The sequence below is a fragment of the Ottowia sp. genome (assembly GCF_016703145.1).
Classification (GTDB): domain Bacteria; phylum Pseudomonadota; class Gammaproteobacteria; order Burkholderiales; family Burkholderiaceae_C; genus Ottowia.
On record NZ_JADJCO010000005.1, the window covers coordinates 1 to 16,671 of the forward strand.

General features: G+C 64.8%; 17 protein-coding genes and 2 pseudogenes. 1 reads left to right on the forward strand and 18 read right to left on the reverse strand.

The window, feature by feature from the left end:
* From IPG65_RS13040 to IPG65_RS13095, 12 genes are all read right to left on the reverse strand, one after another.
* Window positions 1-1,044 (reverse strand): DUF6094 domain-containing protein (locus IPG65_RS13040; RefSeq protein WP_293190250.1); only part of this gene is annotated, 1,044 nt, incomplete at its 3' end.
* A gap of 25 nt (window positions 1,045-1,069) precedes the next feature.
* A complete protein-coding gene (locus tag IPG65_RS13045; protein WP_293190252.1) occupies window positions 1,070-1,720 on the reverse strand; it encodes a hypothetical protein in 651 nt (216 codons plus the stop codon).
* A gap of 76 nt (window positions 1,721-1,796) precedes the next feature.
* Window positions 1,797-2,057 (reverse strand): hypothetical protein, encoded by a 261-nt coding sequence (locus tag IPG65_RS13050; protein WP_066123019.1) that lies wholly within the window; start codon window positions 2,055-2,057, stop codon window positions 1,797-1,799.
* 16 nt (window positions 2,058-2,073) lie between these two features.
* The gene (locus IPG65_RS13055) at window positions 2,074-2,481 is read right to left on the reverse strand and encodes a hypothetical protein (protein ID WP_180883343.1); all 408 of its coding nucleotides are present in this window, start codon (window positions 2,479-2,481) and stop codon (window positions 2,074-2,076) included.
* Window positions 2,482-2,574: 93 nt separating this feature from the next.
* On the reverse strand, window positions 2,575-3,264 hold the full coding sequence (locus tag IPG65_RS13060) for a DUF3275 family protein (RefSeq protein ID WP_293190257.1): 690 nt from the start codon (window positions 3,262-3,264) through the stop codon (window positions 2,575-2,577).
* A gap of 58 nt (window positions 3,265-3,322) precedes the next feature.
* Window positions 3,323-4,252 carry a DUF3577 domain-containing protein gene (locus tag IPG65_RS13065; protein WP_293190259.1) on the reverse strand — a complete coding sequence of 310 codons (930 nt, stop codon included), beginning with the start codon at window positions 4,250-4,252 and terminating at the stop codon, window positions 3,323-3,325.
* 454 nt (window positions 4,253-4,706) lie between these two features.
* Window positions 4,707-5,519 carry a GTPase gene (locus IPG65_RS13070; protein ID WP_066123222.1) on the reverse strand — a complete coding sequence of 271 codons (813 nt, stop codon included), beginning with the start codon at window positions 5,517-5,519 and terminating at the stop codon, window positions 4,707-4,709.
* Window positions 5,520-5,807: 288 nt separating this feature from the next.
* Window positions 5,808-6,086, reverse strand: coding sequence for a uridylate kinase (locus IPG65_RS13075; protein WP_066113438.1), 279 nt, complete (start codon window positions 6,084-6,086; stop codon window positions 5,808-5,810).
* Window positions 6,087-6,185: 99 nt separating this feature from the next.
* A complete protein-coding gene (locus tag IPG65_RS13080; RefSeq protein WP_066113440.1) occupies window positions 6,186-6,923 on the reverse strand; it encodes an ABC transporter substrate-binding protein in 738 nt (245 codons plus the stop codon).
* Between the two features lie 212 nt (window positions 6,924-7,135).
* Window positions 7,136-7,528: a hypothetical protein gene (locus IPG65_RS13085; protein ID WP_066113442.1), complete on the reverse strand. Its 393-nt coding sequence runs from the start codon at window positions 7,526-7,528 to the stop codon at window positions 7,136-7,138.
* Between the two features lie 21 nt (window positions 7,529-7,549).
* Window positions 7,550-7,771 (reverse strand): hypothetical protein, encoded by a 222-nt coding sequence (locus IPG65_RS13090; protein WP_066113444.1) that lies wholly within the window; start codon window positions 7,769-7,771, stop codon window positions 7,550-7,552.
* A gap of 335 nt (window positions 7,772-8,106) precedes the next feature.
* Window positions 8,107-8,664, reverse strand: coding sequence for a hypothetical protein (locus tag IPG65_RS13095; protein WP_066113446.1), 558 nt, complete (start codon window positions 8,662-8,664; stop codon window positions 8,107-8,109).
* 84 nt (window positions 8,665-8,748) lie between these two features.
* Between IPG65_RS13095 and IPG65_RS13100 the strand changes: the two genes are divergently transcribed.
* The gene (locus IPG65_RS13100; protein ID WP_265411265.1) at window positions 8,749-8,874 is read left to right on the forward strand and encodes a hypothetical protein; all 126 of its coding nucleotides are present in this window, start codon (window positions 8,749-8,751) and stop codon (window positions 8,872-8,874) included.
* Between the two features lie 25 nt (window positions 8,875-8,899).
* On the opposite strand, the gene IPG65_RS13105 is transcribed toward IPG65_RS13100, so the two are convergent.
* The 6 genes and pseudogenes from IPG65_RS13105 to IPG65_RS13130 all read right to left on the reverse strand — a co-directional run bounded on the left by IPG65_RS13105 (window position 8,900) and on the right by IPG65_RS13130 (window position 16,671).
* Window positions 8,900-10,432, reverse strand: a complete 1,533-nt coding sequence (locus IPG65_RS13105; protein ID WP_293190269.1) for a DNA cytosine methyltransferase — start codon at window positions 10,430-10,432, stop codon at window positions 8,900-8,902.
* 542 nt (window positions 10,433-10,974) lie between these two features.
* Window positions 10,975-13,003 (reverse strand): annotated as a pseudogene (locus IPG65_RS13110) (DNA topoisomerase III).
* Window positions 13,004-13,282: 279 nt separating this feature from the next.
* Window positions 13,283-13,723 carry a single-stranded DNA-binding protein gene (locus IPG65_RS13115; protein ID WP_066115657.1) on the reverse strand — a complete coding sequence of 147 codons (441 nt, stop codon included), beginning with the start codon at window positions 13,721-13,723 and terminating at the stop codon, window positions 13,283-13,285.
* Window positions 13,724-13,796: 73 nt separating this feature from the next.
* Window positions 13,797-14,323: pseudogene (locus tag IPG65_RS13120) on the reverse strand (DUF3158 family protein).
* Window positions 14,320-15,099 carry a PFL_4669 family integrating conjugative element protein gene (locus IPG65_RS13125; RefSeq protein WP_293190274.1) on the reverse strand — a complete coding sequence of 260 codons (780 nt, stop codon included), beginning with the start codon at window positions 15,097-15,099 and terminating at the stop codon, window positions 14,320-14,322. Before IPG65_RS13125 ends, IPG65_RS13120 begins: the two are co-directional and overlap by 4 nt.
* Before the next feature lie 330 nt (window positions 15,100-15,429).
* The gene (locus tag IPG65_RS13130; RefSeq protein ID WP_293190276.1) at window positions 15,430-16,671 is read right to left on the reverse strand and encodes an STY4528 family pathogenicity island replication protein; all 1,242 of its coding nucleotides are present in this window, start codon (window positions 16,669-16,671) and stop codon (window positions 15,430-15,432) included.

A 16,671-nucleotide genomic window follows, 5' to 3' on the forward strand; every position in this document is an offset into this window, starting at 1 on the left:
CGAGCCGTCTTCGCGCTCGGTGAATTCCCGCTGGAGCGTCTTGTCCTTGTGGGTGTCACCTTTGACGACGAGCAGACGCCCGGTCTTGGAGCGCACCACGCCGGAAATCGCACCCGCGGCCAGAGCCAGGGCGAGATGCCAGTGGGACAAGGCCCGCGCCGGCGGACGCAGCGACTGCTGCGCGGCCCCCAGGTGCGTGTCCAGCGACGGCCAGAGGCCTTGCAGCCTGCCAACCTCGTCGGCGAACTGCTCCGGCTCCATCGTCACGCGGAAGAAATGCTCCGGCTCGGCCAGGCTGGTGGGGACGATGTACGGCAGGAACGGCCATTCGCTCGGCAGTTCCTCGGTTTCGACTTCACCTTGCCCGACCTGTAGCAGCAGATTGCGCACGGCCTTGACGCCATCCGAGGCCTGCTCGCGCTGGCGCACCCGCCGGCCGAAGATCACCACCTGCTTGAACTGCGTCTCCACCGCTCGGTAGATCCGCAGGTCGGCGCAGTGGCGCGTCAGCCAGCCGACCAACTCCGCGTCGAGCACGTAGCCGGGGACGATGAAGACCAGCACGCCGCCGTACTGCAACAGCGACAGGCTGCGCTGATAGAACAGCTTTTCGAGACGGGCACGGCCTTGGCCCTGGTAGCCGATGTTGCCGTTGGCGTCCTTGGACAGGTCACCATAAGGTGGGTTGAGCCAGAGCAGACCGAAGGACTGTTTGGAGACCATCGTGTCCATCAGGTCCGCGTGCAGGCAGTGATTGACCAGGCCGCGGGCATGGCGCGCCCGCTCCGCGTCGAACTCGACGGCGAACGCTTTGGCCTGCTCGCGCCCGAGGGCATGGGCAGCTTCGGCGATCGCCACGCCTTCGCCGGCGCAGGGATCGAGGATGCACATAGTCCCGTCGCTGGGCATCAGTGCGTTGAGGGCTCTTTCGAGCGTGGGTTCGTCCGTGGGGAAGTACCCGTTCTTCACGAAATTGCGGGCGAGCCGCGGGAACATGAGGGCCATGGAAGTCTCCTGGTTGGCGGGAAGGAATGGCGGAAGCACGCCAAGGCGTGCCTCCGAGGGTGGGTCAAGCCGCTACCGCTTCCGGCGTCCAAATCTTGGCCGGATAGGGATAGGCGGTGAGCACGTCACTGCGGATCAGGGAGCCCAGCGCCAGGGTCAGCGCCGGCACGTCGATGGCGAGCCGATGGCCTTCCAATGGCCCGAGGGCGAACGGAAGACGGGCCAGCATCTCGCGGGTTTGCAGCAGTTCCAGCACGGTCTCGCGCCAGCGATCGAGCAGTGGCAGCGGGCATGTGTCCCGCACCAGCGTCCACAGGCGGTCGAGCCGGTGGGCGCTGTCGCGTGGCAGCAATGCCAGTGCGCTGGCGTTGGCCTTGTCGGGCTTGACGCAGCGCCGGTCGAACAGCCACACGTTGGACAGCGAACCGAACAGCGTTCGCCGGTAGGCGCGTGTCATGCGCTTTTCCAGGCGATCGACGTTGCCGATGAACACCGGGACGCTGCCGCCTTGGTCGGTGATGACGTGGAACTGGTCCAGTCCCTGCTCATCGCGCCCGAGGGTCAGGCGAGCGAGGAACTGCTGGATGGCGGTGTCCCGCGCCCAGATCGACAGGAAGATCAGGTTGCCCTGGTCATCGCCGACGCAGGCGTCGGTCATCACGTCCGGGCATTCGTCGATGCGGTAGAGCGTGGTGGATGAAGGGTGTGTGGTCATGGTGATGTCCTCGGCTAACCGGGAACAGCACCGCCCCCAGGGGCAAGTACTGCCCCAGGGGGTGGAAGAAAATCGCTCAGTCCGGCTCGAACTGCCGGGTGTGCGGATTGAAATGAAGCGCCTTGTCTGCCGCAGTGATCGGCGTGAAGCCGTCCAGGTAGATGTTGCTGAGGTACTGGTCGCGGTAGGTCAGTGCCTGCCGTGCCTGTTCCTCGGTGAGGCCGCTACTGATGAAGTACTCCAGAATTTCCTCGTCGGAGGACACTTCGTCGTTGGACAAACTCCCTTCAACGAGTGCCAGCAGCGAGGGTGAGAGCGCAGCCAGGATCAGGTCCATGTCGGTTCCTCCAAGCTCAGGCCATCGGCGCCGCGGCGGGTGCCGTGGATGCCGTGGGTGTGCGCCGCCGTGCGTGGTAGGCGCGAACGCCTGCACGCCAGTCGGCGGACTGCTCCGGTGCGAGGTCCAGATAGGACAGCGGGCACGAGTAGTAGTACGGGTGCATGGACTCGTCCAGCGGCTTGCAACCCCACTGGCCTCCGCTGCGTTCAAGCAGATCGCAACGGATGTAGCGCAGGGATTGGCCCGGTGCGAGTTCACGATGCACGCCTTCGACCTTGGCCGTCACTTCCGCGACGGACCAGAGGACGTTGCCGCGCAGCGCGTGGGCGATGACCTTGACGCTGGCGCGCTCGGTCTCTTGCGGTGCGATCAGTTCCGCGATCAGTTCAGACCGCGATTGGGGTGAGAAATACCAGCCCATGAGAGGCCTCCTGGAATAGTTGAGCCGGAGGCCTCCCCGCAGGGGAGAACCCCGGCGGGTGGATGAAGAACGCCGCAGGTGCGGCGTCTGTGATCACGCAGATTGCAGTTCGGCCTGGCGGCTCCACTCCTGCGTCTTGAAGTCCAGCGCGTAGCCCAGTTCGCCCAAGCGGGCGATTTGTGCGCGCAGGGTGCGGCGGTCGATGGTCGAATCCAGCTTCACGGACTCGCCCGGCGGCCACAGCAGGCCGAACAGCGCGGCGTCGCCGTCTTCAGTGCTGCCAGGAGCAGCGGCGGCGGCGGGTGGCGGCGCGTCCACGCCGAAGGGCGTGGTATCGACCAGCGGGTCAGCGGACGCCTGCACGGGTGCAGGTTTGGCGTGCCTGGACGCTTTGGCGGGCGTGGCCGGCGTTGCCGCAGGCTGCGTCCCCAGCTCTTCATCGAGTGGATCGACTTCCTGGGTGGCGAAGCTGCGGGCCTCATCACGACTCAGTTTGTCGATGCCGTTGAGCGTCATGCCATCGAGGTTGGCGCGGACTTCAAACCGCGCGCCGCCCGCGACCGGATAGGACTTCGCGAAGATGTAGCGAATGACAAAATCCCCGTCGTACTTGCCTTCGGGGTACTGCTCCAGCTCCGCGTCTTTGACCGCGAACTCGCCGATGGGGGTGGAAAGGCGACCGACCGTGAACGGGCCGTTCTTACCGCGGATGGTCCGCAACGTGAGCTGGCCCGGGACGACGATGGGCAAGACTGATCTCGTAGGTGCCGATGTGGCTGCCATGATGGTTCTCCTTGGGCGTTTAGGAAAAAGGCAAGGCCCCTTGAGGGGCCGTGCCGGATCAGAACGAAGCAGCCAATGCCGGCTCCTGCTCCTCGACTTCACCTTCGGGCTCGCGCTCGGCGGGCTCGGCAGATTGGTCGGAAACGGCGTCGGCGGCAGTGTCGATGGCGTTATCGGCTTCGGGCGAGGGTGCATCCTCCACCGGCGGCGCCTCGGCTTTCGCCTGGCTCGTCGGATAGACCTGGGTGCCGTCGATCTTGATCAGACCGATGTGGACCAGCGTCGATTCCAGACTTGCGGCCGGTTCCCCGGCATGCTCGCCCTTGGTGCGGATGTACGGATCGATCTTCATGTCGTTCAGACGAAAGGCGATCAGCACCTTGCGATCCCCTTCGATGGCCTGCACGCATCGGCGAACCAGATGCTCGGCTTCAGGGGTGGCGACGATCGTGTCGAAGTACCGATATTCCGGTTCATCGACAGGTCCGGCCAGTGCGGCGATGGAGCAAGACAGAAACGGATCGCCATCCTTGGGGATGACGTCCTTCGGACGGTTGAGGTAGCCGATGCCGCGGGTGATCAGCTCGTGTTGCTCGATCGAAGCAAGTTCGGCGCGGTCGATCAGCTCGGCCTTGAGCAGGCGCGCCTTGAGGGACGCAGCGGCCTTGCCCTGGTTCTCGCCCTTGTCGCGGATGTACGCATCGCCCCAAAGGTCGCCGAGGCGGAAGCGCACCAGCGGGCGCTGCTTGGGATCGTCAACGCCGATGTAGCGCTGAACGAGCTTCTTGGCCTCGGCACCCGAGACCTTGACGTCGAAGTAGCGGCAGCTGGGGTCCCTGGCGGGGCCGACCAGTGCGGCAATGGTGCATGCCAGGAAGGGCTGCGCACGGCGGCCGCCCCTGACGGGCACTTCACGGACACGCTGGATGTAGCCGATGCCGGAGGTGTGGAGGTCGAAATACGATTTCTCGTTGGAAGTGGTGTTCATGGTGAATCTCCATAGGGAAAAGCGGAGACACACCGAGCCCACGCATGCGGGAAAGGTGCGTAACCCCGCGGTGGGTTGATAAGGCGAAAGCATCCACCACCAGGACTGGTGGCCGCTCGCGGATGGATGCGGTGCGAGCTGGCTCGGTCACGCAGTGGGAACTGCGCCGCAACCTCGAAGACCGATGGTTGCCTGGCATGTCGCTGACAACGTCAGCAGGCATGGGGTCAGCATGGCCGGAGCTCGCGCGCGAGGCAGCAATCAATAGGCAGCCGGACGCTTCCCTTTGTCCACCGCGCGCAGCGTCTGCTTCAGCAGTTGCAGCCGTGGCGAGGTCGATGGCCTTTCCGTACACGCATCAGTCGCCGCAGAAGCAGACGATCGACTCCTCGGTGGGATCGAACAGGTCGCCCTGGTCGGTAGCCGAAGAGCCGCCAGGACTCAGCTCCCGGAGTCACGCCAGTACCGCCTGGCGCTGCCGGGCGGCCTTGGCATCGATCACGCTCACGTCGATCAGGCGCCAGCGCCTGTCGTCGATGAGCCGAGCCAGCACTTCACCGAGCATGTCGAAGTACACCTCGTCGTGCCGATCGACCAGCTCACCGCCGCGGTGCAGTTCCACCACGTAGGTGTCGCCGCCACGGTCGTAGAGGATCGTCACCTGGCCATCGAACTTCGCGGTCGAGACCGTGAAGCTGATCGCCGGAGGCGTTTCGATGATCTTGGACGGCTTGGGATCGACCCAGGTGAAGTCGCGGGCACCCGCATCGACCAGCATGTGGGTGATGCGCCGGAACCCGTCGGGCGCCGGCATTTCTTCCAACTGCTGGATGAGCTGGCCCAGTTCCATGCACTGCGGCGCGGGAATGGGCAACTTGGCCGGTGCGGAACCGAGGATGTGCGTCTTGATGGTGTAGGGTCTTCCATCCGACGTGTACTCGGTGCGCTCTTCCGGCGTGTCCGCGCGCAGGCCGTCGAAACGGCGCCGTGCGTAGGGTTGGACATGCACCTTGGTGCCCTCGCTGGGAACGGCGGTGACCAGGCTGGGATCGAGCACCGCGAACTCGCTGGGCTTGAGCTTGACGACGATGGCGTCATCGTTGGCCGCGACCACCTTGCCGTCGAAGGGCTGAGGATCGATAGTGAAGCCCAGTGTCGAGGACTGCGGCTGATCGTCGAACACGCGGTACTTGAACGACCGCACGTTGCGGGGCACATGACCTGCGACAAGCGAAGGCATCAGGGTTTTGATGAGGGAACGGTCCATGGGAATCTCCTTGAGGAAGAAACAAGGGATTCCCCGCCCGCAAGGGAGAGGTCCCTTGTGGGTGGCGTGGATGGACGGGTACGTCCGTAGGAAGAAACGACCAGCACGGTTTCCCGCACTTGCAGTCTCGAAGGTCTCGGCTGCCTGGGCATGTGTCGGCAACGCCGACGAACATGGGGATAAGCGTGACCCTGGAATGGGCGACCCGCCCGCATGAAACGGCACCGCACCACACCCGCTTTCCTGCACTGCGGGCAAGAAAAAGCCCCTCGAAAGGGGCTGAAGTGGTCAGGCTTCGTACACGAAGTAGTGTTCGCGCTGACGAGGGAAGAACACGTGCTTCCACGTGTCGCCGCTTGTGTTGCCACCGTCAAACACGACCATTTCGTAGTCGTCAATGTCGGTGTCCACCAGATCGGCGCTATCGATATGGCGCATGTGCAGCGTGCCGCTCATGCGCTCGAGTACCAGGATCTGGCCGATGGCGTCGTCCTGGCTCATGGCGTTGACGCAGGCTCCAAGCTGGTGCTCGAAGTCGGGTGCAGGCGGAATGAGGTCGGGGAACATGGGATTGCTCCTGTGGATATGGGCCAGCCCGGCTCCTGGCGGGGAGACGGGCTGGCATGGGTGAACGAAAAAGAGGAAGACTGGCGCGTCGCGCGTCTGCTAAAACTCGGCCAGCGGTAGGCCCAGCAGCGCCGGGGCGTCGGCGTCGAGGATGAGAATGCGCACATCGGCCTGACCCGCCAGTTCAAGGATGTTCGCCAGGTCGTCCGGCATACCCTTGTTCCGATGCTCCTGCCGAAGCTGCTCCGCACTGATGCCCTCGGCATACTCCAGGTTCTTGTCCGTCCAGGGCGTGGAGATCAGCTTGACGCCGATCGCCGGGCTGTACGGAACCCGGAAGGCGATGAACAGAAAGGCTTCCGGCGTGGCGAGGTCTGCCAGGCTGGCGAGGTACTGGCCGGTTTCCTGACTGATGTGCGCGCTGCTGATCTCCCAGCACCGGCTGTAGTAGCCGGTCTCGAAACTCAAGCGCTGCACGACTTCCCGGGCGGCCTCGGCCGAATAGGTGTCACCGACGTGGACCGGGCGGCCGTCGAGGTCGTCGCCATGGATGGCATAGACCACGGCACCCACTACGCCTTCGCCGATGACACCTTCAGTGGCATCGCATTCGGCCATCAGTTCGGCGCTGACAGATTCAGTGCCATTCCTGACCACCGCGAAGTCGCTGGTGACGATGCAGGCGGAAGAAACCAATTCCTCGTCGGAGAGGTGCTGTTGGCTCGCGTGGATGGTTCGCCAGACATGCGGGCTTCCGTCCTCGTAGCTGATGGACAACGTGCGGACGATTTTCAGATTCCAGTAGCCGCGTACAAAGAGATTGGGATTCTGGGTCATGGGATTTCTCCAGATTGAATAATGGAGCCAATCCCCCCCACCGGGAACTGGACCCCGGTGGGTTGAAGTCGAAAAAGCGTCAGGCGGCACTGATCGATGGTTTTAGGCCAATCGGCGTTGGCTGACGGAGGAAAAATGGAGGGACATGGCTTGGCGGGCGCATGCCCCTCATGGGTAGCGAACGAACAGGCGGTGATATGCCGGAGACCGGCTCACCAACCGCTGTAGTTCACCAGCAGGTCGGCAATGACCTTGCGGCGTTGCAGATCGAGACCATCGAAGTCCGACAGCCCGTGGAAGTGGCAGCGCTTGAGCATGGCACCGCCCTCGCGCGCGTTGTAGAAGCTGAACATGGCGGACAGGAACATGCGTTCTCCGCTGCTCAGGACGCCGAGAGCGTCGTTGGCACGCAGCATGTCGGGACGCAGGTCCCACTTGCTCTTGGCCTGGTTCAGGCCTTCGCGCGTGCCGTCGCCAAACCATTGCGGGCCTGCGATCTCGACGCCGCGCTTCCAGGCCTCGAAGAAGGCTTGGGGCGCGGCGGCGAAGTGCTGCTCTTCCCGCATGATCTGATCGACGACTTCCTGTGGCAAAAGCTGGTTCATGACGTGGTTCCTCCAGTTGGATCAGGGTGTGGCGAGCTGGGACCAGCCGCCTCTTTCGAGGGCACGTTGCGCTGCGGCATAGCTGCGGAAGTACTGGCAGGATTCCCGCGAAACGGGACCTTCGGTATCGCGCGTGCCGATGTAGTGGCCGGCGGCGCTATGCAGGACTTCGAGCGGCAAGAACTTGCCGCAATGGATCAAGGCCAAATGACCGGATTGGCCGAAAGAGGCTTGCTGGGACATGGACGGACTCCTTGGAGAAGCGGGGGCCTTGTCCCTCACGGGATGGCAGCTCCCGCATGCGGTTGAGAAAAAAGCATCGGCGTCACGGGGACGCGCGTCCGCAGACTCGATGCGATGGCGGACTGGTGGGTGGCGCGGAGAGAATCCGCGGCAGCCTGGAAACCCTGGCTGCTGGCATGGTGCTGACGGATCAGCGACACATGCGGGCAGCTTCGTCCGCAAGGCGAACCGCGTCAGCCGGAAATCGGTATCCGCAACAGCCCGATTGGCGAAGGCGGAAAAAAGAAAGCCCCGCAGCAAGTGCGGGGCTGTCAGGAGGTTGAGGCGAAGCTGGGTCAGCGAGGCTTGTCGCCCAGCACATGCTGCTTCCACAGGGGGAATGCCTCGTCCGGTGCCAGCTCTGCGAGGATGACGATGGGCTGGGCCTGGCGGGCGCGCAGCGATGCGAAATACGCTGGCCGATCTGCGATGGCTTTGAGCTTGATGCCCTTGAGGAACAGCAGCTTGCCGTCCTTGATGAACAGCACCTTGTTGCCGACGTCGCGGTTGAACGCGGTGCGCAGCTTGCGCTCGGTGTGCATGGCATCGGCCAGTTGATCGACGAGGAAGTCGAGTGTGATGTCGACGAGGAGCGGCTCTTCGTCCTCGCGTTCGAGGTCGAGCGAGGCCGGCGGCAGGCTCCTGGCGAATTCCTCCGCCTGGGCCAGCAGCGCGGCCTGGCCTTGCGGCGCACGCACGAATGTCGAGCCACCGTGCCCGTCGTTGCGGGCCTCGGCGATGGGAATGCCATCGAACACGATGGTGGCGGTGAAGCACAGCGTTTCCTCGCTGGCGAAATCGGCCACCTTGAGATTCTTCAGCGTGATGCGGTCTTGTTGGGTGATGGTTTCCATGGGAAGTCCTGATATCGACCGGGTGACGACACGCCCTTGGCGGGACGCGGCATTCGTCCCGTGGGTTGGAGAAAGGAGGCATCGATGCCCCGATGGGCAGCGTTCGCCGGTGGATGCCTGGGCGAACTGGCGGGTGGCGCGGGTGAAACCCACGGCAGCCTGGACACCCTGGCTGCTGCCGACACGTCGGCGATGCAGGAGGAAGAATGACGTGGCCGGTTGGCGGCGTCGTGCATCAATCCGATGCGCTCGACCCCGTCTTTTTCAGGCACTGCACCAGCCGCTGGCCCAGCCACGCGACGCACGGAACGGCCATGGAATTGCCGATCGCCTTGTAGCGCGGTGCGTCTGCGGCGGGCTTGTCGCGATAGGGGACCAGGGTGTAGTTGTCGGGCATGCCTTGCAACTGCTCGCACTCCACTGGCATCAGCCGACGCACCCGCCATTGCGACCAGTCTCCCGGCCCGAGGTCATTCCAGTCGTACCGGAAATACGCCTCGTAGTTGGGCGCCAGCAAATGACTCTTGGCTGAGCCACCGCCGCTGGTGCGCAGTGCGGTCGATACGCTGCGGCCCAGTTCGGTGGCAAGACCCTGCTGCCGGCCCCGCAAAGCAACGCAAGCCACCTGCCCATGCCGTGACTCGAAGTGCACTTCGCCGCGGATGTTTTGCGCGAAGGCGATGGCCGGCACGACACCTGCGTTCGCATGGCTGTTGCGATGCCCGCCAGCACGCAGCGTTGGCGTTAGATCCATCGTGGCATCTGCGCCGCTGCCCTGGGCAGTGAAGGCGATGATCGGCACACCCTTGCCCGTACCGTCCTCGCTGCTGCCCTTGCCGCCGTTGGCGGGGTCGAGGGTGTGGGTGACGCTGCCGGTGACCGACTGCACCATGAACGTCTCCGTGCGGATGTCGTGCTTGGGGCCTGCGGCCATCAGGCAGGCAGCCATATCGACAGGGCCGATGCCTCCGCTGAATCCAAACGTCGTCGTGACCTTGCCGTAGGGCTGCTTCAGTCCTGCAAATCCTGCGTGCACGCCTGCAGCTTCAGCGCCTGGCCCAGCAGAAGGGGCAGCTTCTTGCCACGGCGCGCTGCCCGCAGAAGAATCCCCGTGCAGGCCTGCGCGCTCAAAAAGTACTTCGACGGGATCGAGGCCATCTCCACCACTTGCCACAAGAAACACACGCTTGCGGCGTTGGGCGACACCGAAATATTGAGCGTCGAGCACGCGCCAGGCGATGCGCCGCCGGGGTCCAGACACACAACCCGCGTGCGCCCATTTTTTCCCTGGCGGTTCGAGCGCACGGCTTTCTCCGGCCAATGCTCCCAGGAAATGCCCGAAGGCGTTGCTGCGGTCGTTGAGGACGCCGGGGACGTTTTCCCAGACGAGCGTTGCCGGCGGGCGGCGGTCTTGGTGGCGGGTTTGGTCGATGGCATGTGCAAGCTCCACATAGGCAAGGGTCAAGGCGCCGCGCGGGTCATTCAGTCCCTGGCGCGCGCCGGCAACGCTGAACGACTGGCACGGCGTACCGCCGACCAGGATGTCGGGCGCCGGCACAGTGCCGGCACGCACCTGACGGGCGATCGCGGTCATGTCGCCCAGGTTGGGCACGTGGGGGTAACGGTGGGCGAGTACGGCGCTCGGGAACGGCTCGATCTCGGCGAACCACGCGGCTTCGAGGCCGAGCGGCTGCCAAGCGAGGCTCACCGCTTCGATGCCGCTGCACACACTGCCGTACAGCAGCGGTGCGCAAGGTTGAGGGTGCATGTCGTCTCTCCTGTTCGTGTGGCCAGGCTGGAACAGCGTCAAGCCGGACCGGGACGTTGATAGGCAGGAGAAAGGCGCCGAAGGCCCTGCGGCCTTCGGCTTGGGAGGAAAGAGGAACCACCCGTGGGCTGATTGGCAGACCCGGTTGTCGCTAGAACCGTCTGCTCATCAAGCAATCACACCCGACCCATGTCGTGGCTGGGGCCGGCATCGTCTGGCGCACATCCGCGCACAAAGGGAGCCCGTTTTTGCACCGGCGGGCACCGGCACCGATTACCGCTGACCACGAAAGGTCTCCGGGTGGCTCGTGCCGGCTGGCAAGCCACCGGAAGACCTTTCGCAGAGGGCGGAAGAAACGCAGATCAACAGAACGCGCGTGGTGCGGCTCGCGGAGAAGCTACCTTCAGGTCCCGCGGCCGGGGACGGCTGGGCGGGACGCGCACACGGATCAAGAAGGCGTTGCGCGCTGGGCGTCCCGCAGGGCATGCGGGACACGGGCCGCGCCGCCGAAGGCGGGCACGGCTCACGGGGAACGGGGTCGATCAGGAGCCTTGGCGGCCGCTACCAGTATTACGACGTGGGCGCGAGGCCGCGCTTGGAGCTGCCGGATTCGACCGGCAGCGTGCCTTTGCAGTCCGGGTAGCGGCTGCATGACCAGAATGGGCCGCTCTTGCCGCTGCGCTGGCGCGTGGGTGCGCCGCACTGCGGGCATGCCGGTCCTTGGGGAACCTTGATGGACAGGGATGCGCTGCCGTACTGCGCGATCAACTGCGAAATCCATGCGGCCTGCTTGCCGATGAACACGTCCAGCGTGAGCTGGCCGGCTTCGATCATGTCGAGCGCCTGTTCCCAGACGGCGGTGGTGCCGGGGTCGGCAATCGCTGCGGGCACTGCATCGGTCAGGGTGAAGGCCGCATCCGAGGCGCGGATGGCGCGCCCCTTCTTGATGAGGTAGCCGCGAGTGATCAGGCCGCCGATGATGTTGGCCCGCGTTGCTTCGGTGCCGATGCCGACCGTATCCTTGAGCTTCTGCTTCAGGCGGGGATTGGACACCAGCTTGGCGACGCTTTTCATGGACTTGACCAGCTCGCCTTGCGTGTACGGTTTGGGCGGCAGCGTCTTGAGTGCTTTCAGATCGACGTCGGCTACCCGGCATGCCAGGCCCTCTTGCAGCGCTGGCAGCACCTGGGCGCGGGCCGCGGTGTCCCCGTCGCCATCACCGCCCTCGGACTGCGGCTCGGCCAGCACCTGGCGCCAGCCGGGCATGACAACCTGCTTGCCTGTGGCCGCCAGATTCTGTCCGCCGCACGAGAGCTGGGCGATGGTGCGGTCGAACTCGTGGTGAGGGAGGAACTGCGCCAGGTAATGCGCCCGGATGAGCCTGTACACGGCCAGTTCCTTCTCGCTCATGGCAGAGAGGTTCACCGGTTCGAGCGTCGGGATGATGCCGTGGTGAGCCGTGACCCTGCCATCGTTCCAGGCGCGCGAACGCTGCGAACGGTCGAGCCGCCCCATGATCGGGCGCAGCGAGGGATCGGTCTTGAGCACGCTGTCGAGAACGGTGGGCACTTCGGCAAACATGCTCTCGGGCAGGTAGCCGGAATCCGAGCGCGGGTACGTCGTGGCCTTGTGCGTCTCGTACAGGGCTTGGGCGATCTCCAAAGTTTCCTGCACGTCCAGCCCAAGCTGCTTGGAACACACCTCCTGCAAGGTGCCCAGGTCGAACGGCAGCGGCGGGCCTTCGCGGACACGCTCAGTCTCCACCGACACTACGTGGGCGCTGCCCGCAGCGCGGATCTGCTGCATGGCCTGCTGTGCGACCGGCTGCTGCAGGCAGCGGCCTGCGTCGTCGGTGCACGCATCGGGTGGAACCCATTGCGCGGCGAAACTCGAACCACCCGCGAACAGGGACACGGCGATGGCCCAGTACGGTACGGACACGAAGCGCGCGATCTCGCGGTCGCGATCCACGACGAGCTTGAGCGTCGGGGTCTGGACGCGGCCGACCGACAGCACGCCGTCATAACCCGCCTGTCGCCCTAGCACCGTGAACAGCCGGCTCAGGTTCATGCCCACGAGCCAATCCGCACGGGAGCGTGCCAGCGCCGAGTAGTACATCGGCAGCGTCTCGGCCGAAGGCCGCAGCTTGCCGAGGGCGGCGCGGATCGACGCATCGTTGAGGGCTGACAGCCAGAGTCGCTCGATGGGCCCGCGATAGCCGCACAGGTCGATGATTTCGCGAGCGATCAATTCACCCTCGCGGTCGGCATCGGTGGCGATGACCAGTTGGGTCGCCTTCGCCAGGAGAGCCTTGACGACCTTGAATTGCGTGGCGGTCTTCGGTTTGACCTCGACCCGCCAATGCTGGGGAATGATGGGCAACTGCTCGATGGACCAGCGCTTCAACTGTTCGTCGTAGGCTTCCGGTGCTGCCGCCTCTACGAGATGGCCGATGCACCAGGTGACCGTGACGCCGGAACCGTTGAGGCAGCCTTCACCGCGCTGCGTGGCGCCGAGAATCCGGCCAATGTCTTTGCCCTGGGAGGGCTTCTCGCACAAGAACAGCCGCATATCCGTCCATCCGATTCCCGTGGTTCATGAGGTGCTGGGATCGAGGATGCCGAGCGCCGCCCCTGGCAGCAGCAAACAAGCCGCATGCGGCGGCGACCGCTTTCACGCCGATGAAATGGCGTTTGCGGGGAGGGCGCGTGGCCGGAAGTGTGCGGGCCGGGAGCCGCGATGTCCGGGAGCGCGTGGAACTCGGTAGACGTTGGTGGAGCTATCCCCAGGGGATAGCTCGCGGCGCATGGAGGGCGGCGAAGCACTGCCGCAACCACCCTCCATGTCGGGTCACTTCCTGCGCTTTGTCTCTTTCGGCGCAGTCGATTCCTGGGCGGCCGGTGGCTTCGGCTCTGCCTCCTGTGGCTTCGGGCTGAGGGCCACGGACTCGATGCGGTACGGCAGGATGCCGACGCTGCGCGCGTTGACCTGCCAGGTCTCGCGCGGCTGATCCTCGTTGTCCGTCCAGGGGTCGCGCTCCATGCGGCCGACGACCAGCACGCGCATGCCCTTCTGGTAGAGATGCTGCCAGCGATCGGCGTCGTGGTGCCAGAGTTCCACCGGTGCCCAGAAGCCGCCGCGGTCCTCGAACTCGCCGCCCTTGGTGGGGACGGGGTTGTCGAAGTACACGTTCAGCCGGAGCAACCGGCGAGGATCGTCGTTGCCATTGGGGAATTCGCGGTACTCGGGAGGCGAGCCGATGTTGCCCTCGCCGATGAATTGTGTGCTCATGGTGCAATCTCCGTGGTGGTTGAAATACCCGTGCCTCGCTGGACACTGGCGCGTGCTCGGTTGCCTGGCGCAATCACCGATCGCGCACAGCGACAGGGATGGACGCGAGCCGGCGCAGGTGGGTGTCGTCCGCCTGCGCGGCCTTGCTGGCGCATTCCTGCGCCTGTCTGCCCAGGGTGTGCAGCAGGCTGATCTGCATGTTCAACGTGATGCGCTGCAGTTCGATCGCGTGCAGGTCGTGCAGCAGGTTGACCGGCGTGCTGGGCTCGCCATCAGCTCCTGCCACAACGCCACGCCCATGGCCGATCGATCGTGCTTGCGCCAGCGAAGAAAGGTCGTGCCTGCGCCAGTGGTCTGCTGGGCCAGCTCGACGGGAAGCAGGTGGAAGGGATGCCCGCACGCCTGTGGCAGCACCTGTCGCTGCGCCAGGGCAATCAACTCGTCGCGCATGGCGAAGCACTGGCTGGCCCAGGCCTCGAAGTCCCCTTTACCTTTAAAAGGCTTTAAAAGGCCTTTTAGAGAGGCCGCGTGTTCCAGCCGCATGAAGGCTGGCTGTTCCAGACGACGGAAGTAGCGCGGTTCGCGGTTCGGGTCGCTCATGCCGGTTCGTCCTCGCCGGTGCTGGCCTCGGCCGGATCGGTGGCAGTGGCTTCGTCGGTGGCAGGTGCGGCTGCGGCAGCGCTATCACCACGCTGTTGCAGGCCACGGCGCGTGATGGGCGGCGCAAACTTCGAGCGGCGCGTGCCTTCAAACAGTTCTTGCGGCAGTTCGCCAAACTTCTCCAGCGCCGCCCGTGCTGCGGCGTTCTTCGCCGCGAAGTCGTCGCGGGTGCAGCCCGAGTAGCGGTACTGCTGCGCCAGGCTGAACAGGCTGCGCAGCGCATGGGCGCCTTCGTTGAGCCAGCGCTCCAATGTCGAGCGATCGATCAGCGCGGTGTGGTGGGCGAGGATCAGCTTGCGGGCGATGTCGTCGTAGTCGGCCAGGAGATAGACGGCGGCGAAACCGAGCTGTGCGTTCACGAACAAGGGGAGTTTGACCGGCTGCACGTTGAGGTTCTCGCCCAGGCTCAATGCCGCAGGCACGGCGGCCAGTGCCTGGTCCACCTGTTCGCGCAGCAATTGCAGCGTGGATTTGGTCTGGTCGAGCTTTTCCTCGATGCGCAACATCCACCAGTCGCTATACGGGTCATCCTGCTCCGAGCCGCGCTTCATCTTGTTCATGACTGCGATGTAGCCATTCAGGCCGACGATGCCGGGTCGCCCCTCGGCGGCGGCGCGGCCATGCCAGATGCGCGAGGCGTGGTGGGTGTGAAGCGTCAGCGACATCGTGCTGCGCAAAGAGCCGAGATTGAGTTGCAGAGGTTCGTTGGTTGCCATGGTGACCGCTCGCTGTGGGAAGAAGAGCGGTCAGGATCGGCACGCCGCGGAAGGCAGTCAGTCAACAAACCGAAATGAACCAGACCCCGGTTGTCGTGGCAACGGTGGCCTGTGGCATGAGCTATCCCCTGGGGATAGCTCCACCAACCACCATGGAGCGCTGCTCGCGCAGATGGTGAGAACCACTCATGAATCGACACCACTGCAGTTCCGTGGGCGAAAGCTCCGAGCGGTGCCTGTCGGCGCTACACCTTGCATACATCTATCCCCTGGGGATAGCTCTACGGACGGCCACAGGCGTCTGCTTCATGACCTTGCCGCTCATAGCGATCAGCCTTTGCGCAGAAGGTCGCGCAGCCGGTCGATGTGCTGCCGGGCCACCTCGGGTGGAACCACATTGCGCGGTGGTTCAGGCGGTGCATCTCGTGCAGGGGCAGGTGGCGGTGCTGACCCGGCTTGCTTGGCCCAGGCGTTGAACTCGCCACGGATGGCGCGCTGGATGATGCCGAACAGGTAACCTGCCGGGTTGCGGATGGTGCTGCTGCGACAGCGCTCCACCCATTCGTCCAGCACGGCCTGACGTAGCGGGGCGTCGACCTGCTGCAATGCCACCATGGCGCCGGCCTGTTGCTCTTCTTTCAAGCCGATGAAACCATCGGGCAGATGAACTCCCGGCATCGCGGCCACCTGCCCACGCTCACGCGCGGTAGTACGTACTTCATTGATACGACTACGTACAGTACGGTCCTGCTTCCGATTCCGAAGAGCGCCGTCTGACGCGGGTTTCGGCCCTGCTTCGGAATCCGAAGAGGGGTCATCAGAATTCCGAAGAAGGCTCGGCGCCCCTTCTTCGGAATCGTGAACCCTATCCTCCTGTGGATAACTCTCCTGCGACCCAATGCCCTGGCTTGCGAGGCGTTCGGCAAGGACCTGCAGCCGCGAGGGCAGCGTGCGGCCAGACAACAACGGGTCTTCGGCGATTTCCTTGAGGGTGTGCAAGCCCACGACCTGGACGGCCTTGGCCGAATGGCCCAAGGCTTGGCTGACGAGCTGCAAGTAGTCCGGGTCGAGCTGCATCGCCTCGAACGGGGTCAGGGGCTCATCGTGCAGGACGTAGAGGTTGCCGAGGATGCGCCCGGTCTTGGGGTCGCGCCTGCGGCGCACGAGACTCAACCAGCGCGTCAGGCGCAACAGCGTCAGCGCCCGTGCCACGGTCTCGTGGGAGGCCTGTCCGGCGCAGGGCATTGACGCGAGCCACGGGCGAAGTTGCTCATACGTCGGAAACGCCGTGACGCCATCCTCGTTGAGCATCATCCGGAAGACTTGCCAGGCATTGCGTTCCAGCGGCGTCAGGCGTCGGTCGAGGAACAGCCGTCGCGGCACGCTCTCGTGCCGATTGCCGCTGAACAGGAAACCGTCGCCGGTTGCGGACGCGGGAGACGTTGCGGATGCGGGCGCCGGCGCGGGTGCGCGAGGATTGGGCGCTAGGTCTTTCAGCGCGCTGTCGAACAGATCGGCGAGGGCGACGGGGCCTTGGCGTGGTGCTCCTGGTGCAGCGTCGTCCATGGCCAT